This window comes from Rhizobium sp. AC27/96 (genome assembly GCF_001692325.1).
Classification (GTDB): Bacteria; Pseudomonadota; Alphaproteobacteria; order Rhizobiales; family Rhizobiaceae; genus Rhizobium.
Genome location: NZ_LXKN01000066.1, coordinates 158,018 through 173,131 on the forward strand (window position 1 = coordinate 158,018; position 15,114 = coordinate 173,131).

15 protein-coding genes are annotated in these 15,114 nt (G+C 62.2%); 11 read left to right on the forward strand and 4 right to left on the reverse strand.

The window, feature by feature from the left end; all coding sequences use genetic code 11:
* Positions 1-45: 45 nt before the first annotated feature.
* The 9 genes from paaA to A6U86_RS30060 are packed head-to-tail and all read left to right on the forward strand — an operon-like array spanning position 46 to position 7,776.
* Positions 46-1,050 (forward strand): 1,2-phenylacetyl-CoA epoxidase subunit PaaA, encoded by a 1,005-nt coding sequence (gene paaA / locus A6U86_RS30020; protein ID WP_068399309.1) that lies wholly within the window; start codon positions 46-48, stop codon positions 1,048-1,050.
* A 31-nt stretch (positions 1,051-1,081) separates the two neighbouring features.
* Positions 1,082-1,366, forward strand: coding sequence for a 1,2-phenylacetyl-CoA epoxidase subunit PaaB (gene paaB / locus A6U86_RS30025; RefSeq protein WP_068399310.1), 285 nt, complete (start codon positions 1,082-1,084; stop codon positions 1,364-1,366).
* The gene (gene paaC, locus A6U86_RS30030; protein ID WP_068399311.1) at positions 1,366-2,148 is read left to right on the forward strand and encodes a 1,2-phenylacetyl-CoA epoxidase subunit PaaC; all 783 of its coding nucleotides are present in this window, start codon (positions 1,366-1,368) and stop codon (positions 2,146-2,148) included. Before paaB ends, paaC begins: the two co-directional genes overlap by 1 nt.
* Positions 2,149-2,157: 9 nt before the next feature.
* Positions 2,158-2,682, forward strand: a complete 525-nt coding sequence (gene paaD / locus A6U86_RS30035; protein ID WP_068399312.1) for a 1,2-phenylacetyl-CoA epoxidase subunit PaaD — start codon at positions 2,158-2,160, stop codon at positions 2,680-2,682.
* 21 nt (positions 2,683-2,703) lie between these two features.
* Positions 2,704-3,780, forward strand: coding sequence for a 1,2-phenylacetyl-CoA epoxidase subunit PaaE (gene paaE, locus A6U86_RS30040; protein WP_068399313.1), 1,077 nt, complete (start codon positions 2,704-2,706; stop codon positions 3,778-3,780).
* Between the two features lie 29 nt (positions 3,781-3,809).
* Positions 3,810-4,565, forward strand: a complete 756-nt coding sequence (locus A6U86_RS30045; protein ID WP_068399316.1) for a Phenylacetic acid catabolic protein — start codon at positions 3,810-3,812, stop codon at positions 4,563-4,565.
* Positions 4,566-4,580: 15 nt separating this feature from the next.
* On the forward strand, positions 4,581-6,638 hold the full coding sequence (gene paaZ, locus A6U86_RS30050) for a phenylacetic acid degradation bifunctional protein PaaZ (protein ID WP_068399319.1): 2,058 nt from the start codon (positions 4,581-4,583) through the stop codon (positions 6,636-6,638).
* A gap of 4 nt (positions 6,639-6,642) precedes the next feature.
* Entirely contained in the window at positions 6,643-7,161 is a 519-nt protein-coding gene (locus A6U86_RS30055; RefSeq protein WP_068399322.1) for an acyl-CoA thioesterase, read from the forward strand.
* A complete protein-coding gene (locus A6U86_RS30060) occupies positions 7,162-7,776 on the forward strand; it encodes a transferase hexapeptide repeat family protein (protein ID WP_068399324.1) in 615 nt (204 codons plus the stop codon). It begins immediately after the preceding gene.
* Between the two features lie 9 nt (positions 7,777-7,785).
* Here the strand turns inward: A6U86_RS30060 and A6U86_RS30065 are convergent, their stop codons facing one another.
* The 4 genes from A6U86_RS30065 to paaG all read right to left on the reverse strand — a co-directional run bounded on the left by A6U86_RS30065 (position 7,786) and on the right by paaG (position 11,096).
* Entirely contained in the window at positions 7,786-8,382 is a 597-nt protein-coding gene (locus tag A6U86_RS30065; protein WP_068399327.1) for a TetR/AcrR family transcriptional regulator, read from the reverse strand.
* Positions 8,383-8,514: 132 nt separating this feature from the next.
* Positions 8,515-9,825: a phenylacetate--CoA ligase PaaK gene (paaK, locus tag A6U86_RS30070; RefSeq protein WP_068399331.1), complete on the reverse strand. Its 1,311-nt coding sequence runs from the start codon at positions 9,823-9,825 to the stop codon at positions 8,515-8,517.
* A gap of 42 nt (positions 9,826-9,867) precedes the next feature.
* Positions 9,868-10,311 (reverse strand): hydroxyphenylacetyl-CoA thioesterase PaaI, encoded by a 444-nt coding sequence (gene paaI / locus A6U86_RS30075; protein ID WP_068399334.1) that lies wholly within the window; start codon positions 10,309-10,311, stop codon positions 9,868-9,870.
* Positions 10,308-11,096 carry a 2-(1,2-epoxy-1,2-dihydrophenyl)acetyl-CoA isomerase PaaG gene (paaG, locus tag A6U86_RS30080; RefSeq protein WP_068399669.1) on the reverse strand — a complete coding sequence of 263 codons (789 nt, stop codon included), beginning with the start codon at positions 11,094-11,096 and terminating at the stop codon, positions 10,308-10,310. Before paaG ends, paaI begins: the two co-directional genes overlap by 4 nt.
* A 101-nt stretch (positions 11,097-11,197) precedes the next feature.
* On the opposite strand from paaG, the gene paaN reads away from it, so the two are divergent.
* Entirely contained in the window at positions 11,198-12,859 is a 1,662-nt protein-coding gene (paaN, locus tag A6U86_RS30085) for a phenylacetic acid degradation protein PaaN (RefSeq protein ID WP_068399337.1), read from the forward strand.
* Positions 12,860-13,000: 141 nt separating this feature from the next.
* On the forward strand, positions 13,001-15,064 hold the full coding sequence (locus tag A6U86_RS30090) for a 3-hydroxyacyl-CoA dehydrogenase NAD-binding domain-containing protein (RefSeq protein ID WP_068399339.1): 2,064 nt from the start codon (positions 13,001-13,003) through the stop codon (positions 15,062-15,064).
* Positions 15,065-15,114: the final 50 nt, after the last annotated feature.

A 15,114-nucleotide genomic window follows, 5' to 3' on the forward strand; every position in this document is an offset into this window, starting at 1 on the left:
GCTCATTCTCGAGCGCGTTGGACGCGCGAAGACGGAGGAATGACCATGTATGCACAGATGGTGAAAACCGACAGCGCCCGCATCCGCTCCCTCGACGAGATGGAACCAGAGGAGCGCGCCTTCCAGCAGCGCGTTGATGCTGGTCAGAAGATCGAACCGAAGGAATGGATGCCGGAGGGCTATCGCAAGACGCTGGTGCGCCAGATCAGCCAGCACGCCCATTCCGAAATCGTCGGCCAGTTGCCGGAAGGCAACTGGATCACACGCGCGCCGACGCTGGAGCGCAAGGCGATCCTGCTTGCCAAGGTGCAGGACGAAGCCGGCCACGGTCTCTATCTCTATTGTGCTGCCGAGACCCTCGGCATCAGCCGCGATGAGATGTATGAGCAACTGCATTCCGGCAAGGCCAAATATTCCTCGATCTTCAACTATCCGACGCTGACTTGGGCCGATATCGGCGCCATCGGCTGGCTGGTCGACGGTGCGGCGATCATGAACCAGGTGCCGCTGCAGCGTTGTTCGTATGGTCCTTATTCCCGGGCCATGATCCGCATCTGCAAGGAGGAAAGCTTCCATCAGCGCCAGGGCTTCGATGCCTTGATGCGGATGGCGAAGGGCACTCCGGCACAGAAAGCCATGGTGCAGGATGCACTGAATCGCTGGTGGTGGCCGTCGCTGATGATGTTCGGCCCCTCGGATGATGCATCGGTGCATTCCGCCCAGTCGATGGCCTGGAAGATCAAGCAGAATTCCAATGACGAGCTGCGTCAGAAATTCGTCGACCAGACCGTGCCGCAGGCCGAATATCTCGGGCTGACCGTGCCCGATCCCGACCTCAAATGGAACGAGGATAAGGGCGGTTACGATTTCGGCGAGCCGGACTGGGAAGAGTTCTTCAATGTCATCGCCGGCAACGGTCCCTGCAACGCCGAACGCCTCAATGCTCGCAAAAAGGCATGGAGCGATGGCGAATGGTTCCGGGACGGTTTGACCGCCCACGCGGAAAAGGCCGCCGACCGCCGCGCCGCCGCAAAGATCGCTGCCGAGTAAGGCAAGCAGGACGCTTTAGGGAGTGAGAAACATGTCCAGTGAATGGCCGCTTTGGGAAGTCTTCATCCGTGGTCAGCATGGCCTCAACCATCGCCACGTCGGCAGCCTGCATGCGCCGGACGCGGAGATGGCGGTCAACAATGCCCGCGATGTCTATACGCGCCGCAACGAGGGCGTCAGCATCTGGGTGGTGAAGTCCTCGGACATCACCGCAAGCGCGCCGTCCGAAAAGGGCCCGCTCTTCGACCCGTCCAATTCCAAGGTCTATCGTCATCCGACCTTCTTCGACATTCCGGATGAAGTGGGGCACATGTGATGACGACGGTGACGCTTGAACCGGCGGTGGATCAGGCCGCTCTCTTCGAATTCCTGGTTCGCATCGGCGATAACGCGCTGATCCTCGGCCATCGCGTCTCCGAATGGTGTGGCCATGCGCCGGCGCTGGAAGAAGACATCGCCCTTGCCAATACGGCGCTCGATCTCATCGGCCAGACGCAGCTATGGCTCGGGCTTGCGGGCGAGGTGGAGGGCAAGGGCCGCTCGGCGGATGATCTTGCCTATCTGCGAGACGGTTTCGAGTTTCGCAACATCCTGATGGTCGAACGCCCGAACGGCGATTTCGGCAAGACGCTGATGCGCCAGTTTCTCTACGATGCCTGGCACTATCTGCTCCTGAAGGCATTGAAGGGCTCGACCGAAAAACGCATCGCCGAGATAGCCGAAAAGGCTTTCAAGGAAGTCTCCTATCATCTCGACCGCAGCCGCGATCTGGTCATTCGGCTTGGCGACGGCACGCCCGAGAGCCATCGCCGCATGCAGGAAGCGCTTGATGATCTCTGGCCCTATACCGGCGAGATGTTCGTTGGCGATACGGTCGATACAAGGCTTGCCGAAGCCGGTATCATTCCCGAGCCGCAAAGCCTGAAGGCAGGCTGGGACGAGATCGTCGGCGAGACGCTTGCCGAAGCCACGTTGAAGAAGCCCGCGGACGGTTACATGCACAAGGGCGGCCGCCGTGGTGTTCACACCGAGCATCTCGGTTTCATTCTGACCGAGATGCAGTTCCTGCAGCGCGCCTATCCGGGCGCTGCCTGGTAGGAGGCGGCGATGACGACAGCGCTCCATCCCTCCGTCGACGAGGTCTGGCACTGGCTCTCGGAGGTGCCCGACCCGGAGATCCCTGTGATTTCGCTGACCGATCTCGGCATCATCCGCGATGTCGGCTGGCAGGATGATACGCTTGTAGTGACGGTGACGCCGACCTATTCGGGCTGTCCTGCCACTACGATCATAAACCTCGATATCGAGCGGGCGCTGGCCGAGAAGGGCCTCGGCAAAGTGCGGCTGCAACGTCAGCTATCGCCTGCCTGGACCACGGACTGGATCAGCGTCGAGGGGCGCGAGAAGCTGCGCGCTTACGGGATTGCACCGCCGATCGACGGCACGGCCGCTGACGGCGTGCTCATGAAACGCATCGACCGGCTTTCCGGCCGTTCGAACCTGACGATTGCCTGTCCGCGCTGCGGATCGGCGAACACGGAAAAGATCAGCCAGTTTGGCTCGACGCCCTGCAAGGCGAGCTACCGCTGCACCGACTGTCTGGAACCGTTCGACTATTTCAAGTGCATCTGACCCATAGGAAGAGGGCCACACATGGCACGTTTTCATCCCCTGACCGTTACCGATGTGCGCCGCGAGACGCGTGATGCGGTCGTCGTCACGCTGCAGCCGTCCGAAGAGGACCGCGCCGTCTTCGATTTCACCCAGGGCCAGTACCTGACCTTCCGCCGCCAGTTCGAGGACGAGGAGCTGCGCCGCTCCTATTCGATCTGCGCCGGCAAGGATGAGGGCGTGCTGAAGGTCGGCATCAAGCGTGTCGACGGCGGCTGCTTCTCGACCTGGGTCAACGAAAACCTGAAGGCCGGCGACACGCTGGAAGCCATGCCGCCGATGGGCGCCTTCTTCGCGCCGATCGAGCCGGATTTGGGAAAGCACTATCTCGGCTTTGCCGGCGGCAGCGGCATCACGCCTGTTCTCTCAATCATCAAGACGGTGCTTGCGCGCGAACCGCGCTCCTACTTCACGCTTGTGTATGCCAACAGGCAGATCAGCTCGATCATGTTCCGCGAGGAACTGGACGATCTGAAGAGCCTCTATCTCGGCCGTCTCTCCGTAATCCACGTTCTGGAGAGCGAGGCGCAGGACATCGATCTCTTCACAGGCCGGGTCGACGGCGAGAAATGCGCGGCGCTCTTCAAGGGCTGGATCGATGTAACCTCGGTCGCCACCGCTTTCATTTGCGGACCCGAACCGATGATGCTGGCGATCGCCGCGGCCTTGCGCGAGCACGGGCTTCGCGACGAGCAGATCAAGTTCGAGCTCTTTGCCTCCTCCCAGCCGGGCCGTGCCCGCCGAAAGGTGGAAACAACAGCGAGTGCCGATCACGGCGCGACCTGCGAGGCAACCGTTACGCTCGATGGAGCGACGCGCACCTTCAAGTTCCCCAAGCATGGTCAATGCCTGCTCGACGCCGCCCTTCAGAACGCGATGGATGCACCTTACGCCTGCAAGGCCGGTGTCTGTTCCACCTGCCGCGCCAAGGTTCTCGAAGGCGAGGTCGAGATGGAGGTCAATCACGCCCTTGAGGATTACGAGGTGCGGCAGGGCTATGTGCTGACCTGCCAGTGCTACCCGCTCACCGACCGTATCGTCGTCAGCTACGATCAGTAAAGTTTGCGCCGCCTCGAAGGGAGGACAGCATGTCCGATACGATGCCGATCGAGCAATATCTGGAAGAGGGCGGGGTGTTGTCCTCGCCTGACAACGTGCCCCCGCGCTACCGTGGCGAATTGCTTCGTCTGATGGCGAGTTTCGTCGACAGCGAGCTTGCGGGCTCTGCCGGCTTTGCAGATACGATCAACGACGCCCCCGGCATTCAGGAGCGCATTTCTGCCGCCCGTATCGTGCTTGAGAAGGCAGACCATGCAGGCCTGGTGCTGAAGATCATGGAGACGTTCGGTGTGGATGGCGCCCGCTATGCCGTGCATCACCCCTGGGCGGAGCGGCTTGCGCGCGAGGCGGATATCGGTGCCGTCAGGCAGGGCGGCGACATGCGGCTCTCAGTCTTCCATTATCCGCTTGAGGGCTGGGTGGACGCGGTGGTCATGAACGTGCTGATGGGCAGCGCCAGCGTCGTGCAGCTCAAAGAGCAGTCACGCGTTTCCTACCAGCCGCTTGCCGAAGTCTTCCGCACCATTCTGCCGCGCGAAAGGCGGCATGCGGAGCTGGGCGCGGCCGGCCTCGCCCGTATCGTCGCCGATGATGAAGGCCGGGTCAGGGCGCATGCCTCGGTCACCTACTGGTATCCCCGCGTTGCCGCAAGCTTCGGCCATTCCGGCTCGGCTCGCTTCGAGACGCTGTCGCGTTTCGGATTGCGGCACACGCCCAACGAGACCTTGCTTGCCGAATGGCAGGCGGATGTCGATGCGCAGCTCTCTGCACTTCGATTGAACTGACGGAAGGAAATACGGATGAATATCATGGCACACAGCCCACGCCGGCTCGAAAGCTATGTCGGCGGCACGTGGGTCGGCGGCGCCAAGGAGGGCGTGCCGCTGCTTGATGCCTCGACTGGCATTCCGGTCGCGTTCATCGATTCCTCGGGCATCGATTTCAAGCAGGCGCTTGCTTATGGCCGCGACAAGGGTGGCGCTGCGCTGCGGCGCATGTCGTTCCACGAACGTGCCGCCATGCTGAAGGCAATCGGCCAGGCGCTGCTCGAGAAAAAGGAAGAATTCTACGCACTCTCAACCGCGACCGGGGCGACGCGCGCCGATGGCTGGGTGGATATCGAAGGCGGGATCGGTACCCTGCTTTCCTACGCATCCAAGGGCCGGCGCGAATTGCCGAATGCCCGCGTGCTGCTCGATGGCGATGTCGAGCAGCTGTCCAAGGACGGCAGCTTTTCCGCCCAGCATATCCTCAGCCCCCTGCAAGGCGTCGCCGTTCATATCAACGCCTTCAACTTTCCCTGCTGGGGCATGCTGGAGAAGCTGGCTCCGACATTGCTTGCCGGTGTTCCTGCCATTGTCAAACCGGCCAGCCAGACGGCTTATCTTACCGAACTCATGGTCCGCCGCATCATTGACACCGGCCTGCTCCCGGAAGGCGCATTGCAGCTCATCTGTGGTTCGGTCGGCGACCTGCTTGATCATGTCGAGGGCGAGGATGCTGTGACCTTTACCGGCTCCGCCTCAACCGGCCAGCGCCTGAAGACGCACAAGGCGATTGTCGCCAATTCAGTCCGTTTTACCATGGAGGCCGACAGTCTGAATGCGGCCGTGCTCGGCCTGGATGCTGCGCCGGGCACGGAGGAATTCGATCTTTTCGTCAAGGAAGTCGCGCGTGAGATGACGGTCAAAGCCGGTCAGAAATGCACGGCCATCCGCCGCGTCATCGCGCCCCGTGCCTATAGCGACGCCCTCATCGAAAGCCTGCGCGCCCGCCTCGGAAAGACGGCAATCGGCAACCCGGCTGACGAAGCGACCCGGATGGGTCCTCTCGCGAGCCTCGATCAGCGCGAGGAAGTGCGAGCTCGTATTCGTGAACTCGCTGTTGATGCCGAGATCGTCGGCGGCGATCCCGATAATCCGAACGTCATGTCCGGTGATGCAAGTGCCGGCGCGTTCCTCAATCCGGTCCTGCTCTATTGCGACAAGCCAGGTTCTGCTCGTGCGGTGCACGATGTTGAGGCCTTCGGTCCGGTCAGCACGGTCATGCCCTATGATACGGCGGAAGAGGCTATCGATCTCGCCCGCCGCGGCAAGGGCAGCCTTGTGGCTTCCGTCTTCACCAATGATCCCTCGTTTGCCGAGGAGGTGGTTCTTGGTCTTGCGCCATTCCATGGCCGCGTAATGATCGGCAACCGGGTCAGCGCCAAAAGCTCGACCGGCCATGGTTCACCATTGCCGGGCCTTGTCCACGGCGGTCCCGGCCGCGCCGGCGGCGGCGAGGAATTGGGCGGCATTCGCGGCGTCAAGCACTACATGCAGCGAACTGCAATCCAGGGTGCGCCGAGTCTGCTTTCCGCCGTTACGGGGCGCTGGGTCGAGGGTGCCGAAGCCCGCAGCGGCGGTGAGCATCCGTTTCGCAAATCGCTCGCCGAGCTGAAGATCGGCGACCAGCTTGTCACGGCGACCCGCACCGTCACGCTCGACGACATCGAGCACTTCGCCAATTTCACCGGCGATACGTTCTATGCCCATATGGATGAGGAAGCCGCCAAGGCCAATCCGTTCTTCGATGGCCGCGTCGCCCACGGCTATCTCATCGTCTCCTTCGCAGCCGGCCTCTTCGTCGATCCGGCACCCGGCCCGGTCCTCGCAAATTACGGCGTCGACAATCTGCGCTTCCTGACACCGGTCAATCCGGGTGATACGCTCCAGGTGCAGTTGACCTGCAAGGAGATCAATCCGCGCGCCAATGCCGACCATGGCGAGGTGCGTTGGGATTGCAAGGTGACCAATCAGCTAGGGGCCGCTGTCGCGCAGTATGATGTTCTGACGATGGTGGCGAAAACGAGAGAGTGAAAGCATGACGACAATCGAGCAAGACCCGCATCGCCTGGAAATGACCGTGCTGATGACGCCTGACATGGCGAATTTCAGCGGCAAGGTTCATGGCGGCGCTCTTCTGAACTTGCTCGATCGCGTCGCCTTTTCCTGTGCGTCCCGCTATTCCAAGCAATATGCGGTGACGCTGTCAGTCGACCAGGTTCTCTTCAAGGAGCCGATCAACGTCGGCGAGCTGGTCACCTTCCGCGCCTCTATCAACGATACCGGGCGCAGCTCCATGGAAGTGGGTATCCGGGTCGAGGCGGAGGATATTCGTTCCGGCACTCGGCGTCACACCAATTCCTGTTATTTCACCATGGTCGCCGTCGATGATGCCGGTCGTCCGGTTCGTGTGCCCGAACTGGTGCCGGTAACCGCTGTCGATATCCGTCGTCACAAGGCAGCGCGGCTTCGCCGGACCCTCCGCCGCGAATTTGCGGAGCGACTGGAATCTGTGGCCGCCACAGGCCGCGACGTCGAGAGATCGGGAGACGACTAGATGGCGCAGATCTACGCCTATGACGGCGTCATCCCGGTGATTGATCCCAATGCCTTCGTGCATCCGGCCGCCATCGTCATCGGCGACGTGATCATCGGCCCTGCGTGTTATGTCGGGCCGGGTGCCGTGCTGCGCGGCGACTTCGGCCGCATCGTGCTCGAGCGCGGTTCGAACGTGCAGGAGACCTGCGTCGTACATAGCTTCCCCAACCTTGAGGTCATTGTTGGGGAAGAGGGGCATATCGGCCACGGCGCGGTGCTGCATGGCTGCCGGATCGGAACAAACGCCATGGTCGGCATGAACGCCGTCATCATGGACGAGGCCGTCATCGGCGAGAATTCGATTGTGGCGGCGATGGCCTTCGTCAAGGCTGGTGCGCAGATTCCGGCCAATAGCCTTGCAGTCGGTGCGCCGGCGCGGGTGGTGCGCGAACTCACGCCAGAGGAGATTGCCTGGAAACGCCAGGGCACCGCCATCTATCAGCGCCTTGCGCTCGAAGCGAAAGACAAGCTGGTGGCGGTTGCGCCGTTGACGGCGCCCGAGCCCGATCGGCGGCGCATCCGCGCGCCGGATTACGATCCCCTCATTCTCGAAAGGCTGAAACTCGGCGATTGAGCAGTTGCGTCAGCGGACGGCCTTGACGCCTTCGAGGATGAGCGTCGTCGCGATATCGGCATAGTCGTCGCGGGTGATCGGCCCGTTCGGACGGAACCACATGTAGACCCAGTTCATCATGCCGAAGAGCGACATGGTGACGGGCGTCAATAACGGCTTGTCCTTGTTCAGGTCCGGATTGATCTCCTGTATGACGCTGGAGAAGCGCTTGACGAGCCTTCTTTCGATGGTCCGCAACTCGGAAAGCTGCTCTTCCGATAGGGCGTGGGTACCATTGAGCTGCACCTGATGCTCGTTGTCGGCGCCTTCGTAGTTCTTCAGCACGGCCTTGACGAGAAGACGCAAGCGCTCCTGCGGCGTCACGTCGGTGCGATCGGCAGCTTCGACGGCGCTTTCAAGCTCCGTCAGGTGGGTGTGGATGATGTCGAAGATTAGGGCGTCACGGCCCGGATAGTAGTGATAGAGCAGCGCCTTTGAGACATTGCTATGCGAGGCGATCATCGACATGGAAGCCTTCTCCATGCCCATTTCGGCGAACACCGCTGCCGCGTTCGTCAGAATCCCACGCTGCTTCTCTTCGAAATCAACTGCGCGTGTGCGTGCCATGTAATCCTGCTCTGCTTATTCCCGGCGAACTCTGGTTTGCCCGGCTAACTATGGTCTGGCCGCTGGGGGAGCGACCAACCCTTCCTATATACCGTCAAATGGTTGCCAGGCTATCCCGGCGCCCAAAGCCAATCATTCCTTGGGGCGGTTGTCGACGACGCGTTTCGCCTTACCTTCAGAGCGCGCCACGCTGCCTGGCGGGTGCACGGTGATCTTGGTCGTCACGCCGACCACACTCTTGATGTGATGGGTGAGTTCCTTTGCCGAACCCGTCCGCGCCATCTCGTCGGCTGCCTCCAGCGTGGATTCCACATGAACCGTCATGTTGTCCATGCGGCCGGAGCGCGTCAACTCGATCTGGAAGTGCGGGGCAAGACCACGACATTTCAGGATCTGCTCTTCGATCTGCGTCGGAAAGACGTTGACCCCGCGCAGGATCATCATGTCGTCGGAGCGGCCGGTCACCTTCTCCATGCGGCGCATGGCGCGTGCCGTGCCCGGCAGAAGCCGCGTCAGGTCTCGCGTGCGGTAGCGGATGATCGGCAGGCCTTCCTTGGTCAGCGTGGTAAAGACCAACTCGCCGAGTTCACCATCCGGAACGACTTCGCCGGTGACCGGATCGATGATTTCAGGATAGAAGTGGTCTTCCCAGATATGCAGCCCGTCCTTGGTCTCGACGCATTCGCTGGCAACACCCGGGCCCATCACTTCCGACAGGCCATAGATGTCGACGGCGTGCATGTCGAAGGAATGTTCGATCTCCTCGCGCATGGCATTGGTCCAGGGCTCGGCGCCGAAAATGCCGACAGCAAGCGAGCTCTCTCGCGGGTCGATACCCTGGCGGCGGAATTCGTCGAGAATCGAGAGCATATAGGAAGGCGTGACCATAATAATGCGCGGCTTGAAATCCTGCATCAGTGTCACCTGGCGCTCGGTCATGCCGCCTGAAATCGGTACGACAGTGCAGCCGAGCTTTTCGGCGCCGTAATGCGCTCCAAGGCCGCCGGTGAACAACCCGTAGCCATAGGCGACATGCACGAGATCGCCGGCGCGGCCGCCGGCCGCGCGGATCGAGCGGGCAACGACGATCGACCAGGTGTCGATATCCCCGGCTGTATAGCCGACGACGGTCGGCTTGCCTGTCGTGCCGGAGGAGGCGTGGATACGGGCAAGCTTTTCGCGTGGCACGGCGAACATGCCGAACGGATAGGTGTCGCGAAGGTCTTTCTTTGACGTGAAGGGGAATTTGGCGAGGTCCGCCAGGGTTTTCAGGTCGGAGGGATGTACGCCCACTTCATCGAAACGCTGGCGGTAGAAAGCCGAATTCTCATAGGCGTGGTTGAGCGACCATTTCATGCGCTCAAGCTGCAGCGCGGACATCTCGTCGCGAGAGGCTGTCTCGATCGCTTCAAGTTCGCCGGCGCGCGGTGAAAGGTTTTCCATGAATATCTCCTCCAAGAATGCGAAATGCTGGTTGTGTGAAACCTAGTCGGGCAGAAGGGTGCCCTTGACCGTTCGCGAATGGCCGCGGAATTCGGCGATCTGCTCGCCTTCCTGATTGGTGATCGCGATGTCGTAGATGCCGCCGCGCCCGCGCCGAGAGACTTCCCGTGCCGTCGCTATCAGCCGATTGCCCTTGAAAGCCGGGGCGATGTAGGTCACCGAACAATGCTGGGCGACGGTGCGCTGGTTGTAGCTGTTGCAGGCAAAGGCGAAGGCTGAGTCGGCGAGTGCGAAGATATAGCCGCCGTGGCAGGTGCCATGGCCGTTCGTCATCGTCTCGGTTACGGTCATTGAAATCGCCGCCTCGCCGGGCGACACGGAAAGAAGCTCCATGCCGAGGTGTCGACTGGCGTTGTCGTCTTCCCACATGGCTTTTGCGCAGGCTTCTGCAAGCGCCTGCGGGGAAAGGTTGGCTGTGACGCTCATCGACCCTTGAACTCCGGCTTGCGCTTTTCGAGGAAGGCGGTGACGCCTTCAGCATAGTCGGCGCTATGGCCGGCCTCGCGCTGCAGGTCGCGCTCGAGATCGAGCTGTTCGTCGAGCGAGTTGGTCGCCGCCGCCTGGATGGCGCGCTTCGTCATGCCGAGACCCTTGGTCGGTCCGGCAGCAAGCCTGACGGCAAGTGCGGTCGCTTCCTCCAGCAGCTTGTCATCGTCGACGGCACGCCATATCAGGCCCCAGTCCGCGGCGGTCTCGGCGCCGAGCGGCTCGGCGGTCAGCGCCAGCGCCTTGGCCCGCGCTTCGCCGATCAGTCGCGGCAGGCTCCAGGTGCCGCCGGAATCCGGCACAAGACCGATCTTGGCGAAGGCCTGGATGAAGCGGGCCGAGCGTGCGGCGAGAGTGATGTCGCAGGCAAAGGCGATGTTTGCGCCGGCACCGGCAGCAACGCCATTGACTGCGCAGATTACCGGTTTGTCCAGGCTGCGGATAAGGCGCAGCAGCGGATTGTAAAAGGTTTCGATCGTGTGGCCGAGGTCGGGCGTTCCCTTACTGGGATCGCGGTCGCCAAGGTCCTGACCGGCGCAGAAGCCGCGGCCGGCTCCTGTCAGCAGGACCGCACGTACAGCGGCATCCGTGTGGGCGCGCTCGAAGCCGGCGCGCAGCGCAAGATGCATCTCTTCATTGAAGGCATTGAGCTTGTCTGGGCGGTTGAGGGTGAGGCTCAGAACGCCGTCAGCAAGCGCCGACAAGATAGTGTCGGAATCGGACATATTTCCTCCCTGTCGCCTTTCCCAGCGGCGACCATAAAAAAGTTCTTGCATAAACCGACCGGTCAGTCAATGATAAAGACATTGCATGGGAGGAGCCAGGAATGACCACACTTTTCGAGCGCCATCGCCCGACACTGCAGGCTGCACTGGATGCGGCTGCGAAGCGTGACTACTGGTCTGCCTATCCCGAAATTCCGAGCGGTAAGCTTTATGGCGAGACCGCCAAGGACGATGGCCTTGCTGCATATAAGGCGCGGCTCGGAAAGCCGTTTCGCATCGCCGATCATCCTGCTACGAGCGCGGTCGGTGCGGAAGTTTCGCCTTACGGACCAACCCTCGGCATCACCTATCCTGCCGCAACCGTCGAAGCGCTGGTTTCCGCTTCGCAGGCGGTTGCCCGGCAATGGGCTTCGGCATCGATCGACACCCGTGTCGGTGTCTGCCTTGAAATCCTCGCCCGTCTCAATGCTCGCAGCTTCGAGATGGCGAATGCCGTCATGCATACGACTGGCCAGTCCTTCGCCATGGCCTTTCAGGCCGGTGGTCCGCATGCGCAGGATCGTGGGCTCGAAGCCGTCGCCTATGCCTATGCCGAGATGAGCCGTACGCCTGAGGAGGCGATCTGGACGAAGCCGCAGGGCAAGGGCGAGCCGATCACGATGGAAAAGCATTGGCGGATCATGCCACGCGGCATTGCCCTTGTCATCGGCTGCAATACGTTCCCCACCTGGAACAGCTATCCCGGGCTCTTCGCCAGCCTTGCGACCGGCAACACCATCATCGTCAAGCCGCATCCGGCTGCCATCCTGCCGCTCGCCATCACCGTCGAAATCATCAGGCAGGTGCTGGTGGAGGAAGGCTTCAGTGCCGACATTGTGCTGCTTGCCGCAGACGCGCCCGGTTCGGAGATCACGAAAGACCTCGTGCAGCATCCGGCCATCGCGATTGTCGACTACACCGGTTCCAACAGCTTCGGCGCATGGGTCCGAAACAATGCCGGCAACGCCGATGTCTACACGGAGGAGGCCGGCGTCAACTCGATCGTCATCGGCGCCACCGATAATTTTGCCGGCATGTGCAGCAACATCGCCTTCTCGCTATCGCTCTATAGCGGCCAGATGTGCACCGCGCCGCAGGATATTTTCGTGCCGCGCGACGGTATCGAGACCGAGGAGGGCCATAAGAGTTTCGACGAGGTTGCGGTCGGCATTGCTGCGGCCGTAAACGGCTTGCTGTCCGATCCGGCACGCGCGGCGGGCGTCTGCGGCGCGATCCCCAACGCGGCGACACTTGCCCGCATTGCCGAGGCTCGCTCGCTTGGCCGCGTCGTGCGCGACACCGCGCCGATCGAAGGTTTGGGCGATGCACGCACAGCAACCCCGTTGATCCTTTCCGTCGATGCTGCCGATGAGGCTGCCTATGCGGAGGAACGCTTCGGCCCCGTCGCCTTCGTCGTCGCGGTCGATGATGCGGCTGATGGCGTTGAGCGGGCGGCTAGACTTGCCGAGCGGAAGGGCGCGATCACGGCGGCTCTCTACGAGACCGACGAGGCGCGCATTCTGGCTGCGGCCGATCGCTTCGCTGCGGCGGGCGTCAATCTTTCGGTCAATCTGACCGGCGGCATCTATGTGAACCAGAGCGCCGCCTTCAGTGATTTCCACGTGACCGGTGCAAACCCGGCAGGCAATGCCAGCCTGACGGATGCGGCCTTTGTTGCAAACCGGTTTCGCGTGGTGATGTGGCGCCGGCCTGTGGCGGCGTGAGAGCGTAGTGCATCCTCGTTGCGCTTTCTGTTGCCGACCGGGGCAATGTCATGGAGACGGCGCACATCACGCTCTCCGACCCCGCCGCCGAACTGATCGCGGACGAACGCATCCGCGCAGCCTATCTGGGAATGTAAGATCATGACCGTCACCATCGCACGCGAGGGCGCAATCGCCGTCGTCACTATCGACAATCCGCCCGTCAACGCGCTCTCGAAAGCGCTGCGCCAGGCCTTGATCGAGGCGGTCGCGACGCTGGACGCAGATGAGGCGGTCAAGCTGGTCGTCCTTCTTTGTGCCGGCCGTACCTTCATTGCCGGGGCGGACGTTAGCGAATTCGGCAAGCCGCCGGAGCCTCCGCATCTGCCTGATGTCGTTGCGAGGATCGAGGGTGCGGGCAAGCCCTGGGTCGCGGCGATCCATGGCAGTGCGCTTGGTGGTGGCCTCGAGGTGGCGCTCGGCTGCGCCTATCGTGTGGCGGTTCGCTCCGCCAACCTCGGTCTGCCCGAGGTGAAGCTCGGACTCATTCCCGGCGCCGGCGGCACGGTTCGCCTGCCGCGCCTGATCGGTGCCCCGGCGGCAGTCGAGCTGATAACGAGCGGTAATCCCATCGATGCCCGCAAGGCGACAGCACTCGGTCTTGTGGATCTGGTTGTCGACGGCGATCTGCGGCAAGCCACCATAGCCTTTGCCGAGGAAGCGGTCGGTAAGCCCAGACCACAGCGGATCTCCGACCGCAGTGTTGCAGCGGTCGAGGATGGTTTCTGGGACGACATGGAAAAAGTCGTCGCAGGCAGCGCAAAGCGTGAGATCGCACCTGTCCGAGCGACCGCGTCCGTCCGGATGGCGAGCGAGGCGGACTTCGCGACGGCAATGGCCTTTGAGGGCGAGACGTTCCTGGAGCTGCGCGGTTCCGCTCAAGCGGCCGCGCTGCGTCATGTCTTCTTTGCCGAGCGGGCCGCACCCCGACCACCGGAACTCGCCAGTGTGGCTCCGCGCGATATTCGTTCCGCCGCGGTTATCGGTGGTGGCACCATGGGCGCCGGCATCGCCGCGGCGCTCAGGGATGCTGGTCTGCCGGTGGTCCTCGTCGAGCGCGATGGGACCGTCGTCGAGCGCGGGCTTGCCAATGTCCGGTCGATCTTCGAAGCGTCTGCAAAACGCGGTCGTATCACGCCCGAGGTTGCGGCCGAACGCATAGCCGGTGTTATCGGCATTGACGACTACGGTTCGCTTGCAGATACTGATCTTGTTGTCGAGGCAGTCTTTGAAGATCTCTCGATCAAGCGCGCGGTCTTCGCAAAACTATCGGAGGTCTGCCGTCCGGATGCGGTGCTCACCACGAACACGTCCTATCTCGATCCCGATCAGATCAGCCAGGGCCTGTCGAACCCCGAGCGCTTTCTCGGCCTGCATTTCTTCAGTCCCGCTCATATCATGAAGCTTCTGGAGATCGTGCCGACGGAGACGACGGCGCCTGAGGTGCTGGCGACCGGCTTTGCGCTTGCCCGTCTGCTCGGCAAGATCCCGGTTCGCGCCGGTATCTGTGACGGCTTCATTGGCAATCGCATCCTGAAGGTCACGCGTGCACAGTCCGAGCGGCTGCTGCTCTCAGGCGCCAAGCCCTCGGCCGTTGATGCCGCCATGCGCGCTTTCGGCCTGCCGATGGGCCCGTTCGAGGCGCAGGATCTCGGCGGTCTCGACATCGCCGGCTTCCAGCGCAAGGCCGCCCGCGAGCGTGGCGAAGTATCTTTCGCGCCAGTGGGCGACCGGCTCTGCGCCATCGAGCGCTTCGGGCAGAAGTCTGGCGGCGGTTGGTACGACTATCGGCCGGGTGACCGCGCGCCGCAGCTGTCCGACGCCGTGGCAGCGATCATTGCCGAAGAAGCGCACGGCCAGGCGCAGCTGGCATGGGACGAGGCTTCGATCGCCGATGCGATCATTCTGCCGATGGTCAACGAGGCGGCGCGTATTCTGGATGAGGGTGTTGCCGTTCGCGCAGCCGATATCGATCTTGTGAAGATCCATGGCTATGGTTTCCCGCGCTGGCGCGGCGGGCCAATGCATTATGCGGAAGCACGTGGCCTTGCCGAGGTCGTCGCCCTGTTGGATGGACTTTCCACACCGGGCCTTGCCGATCCGCCATGCGCCCGCCTGCGCCTCGCAGCAGAGCGGGGCGGCTTTTCGGCGCTTGCCGGCATGTGAACTCGGCTAAGGAAAAGGCTTGATCCATGTAGCGTTATATTTCATGAGAT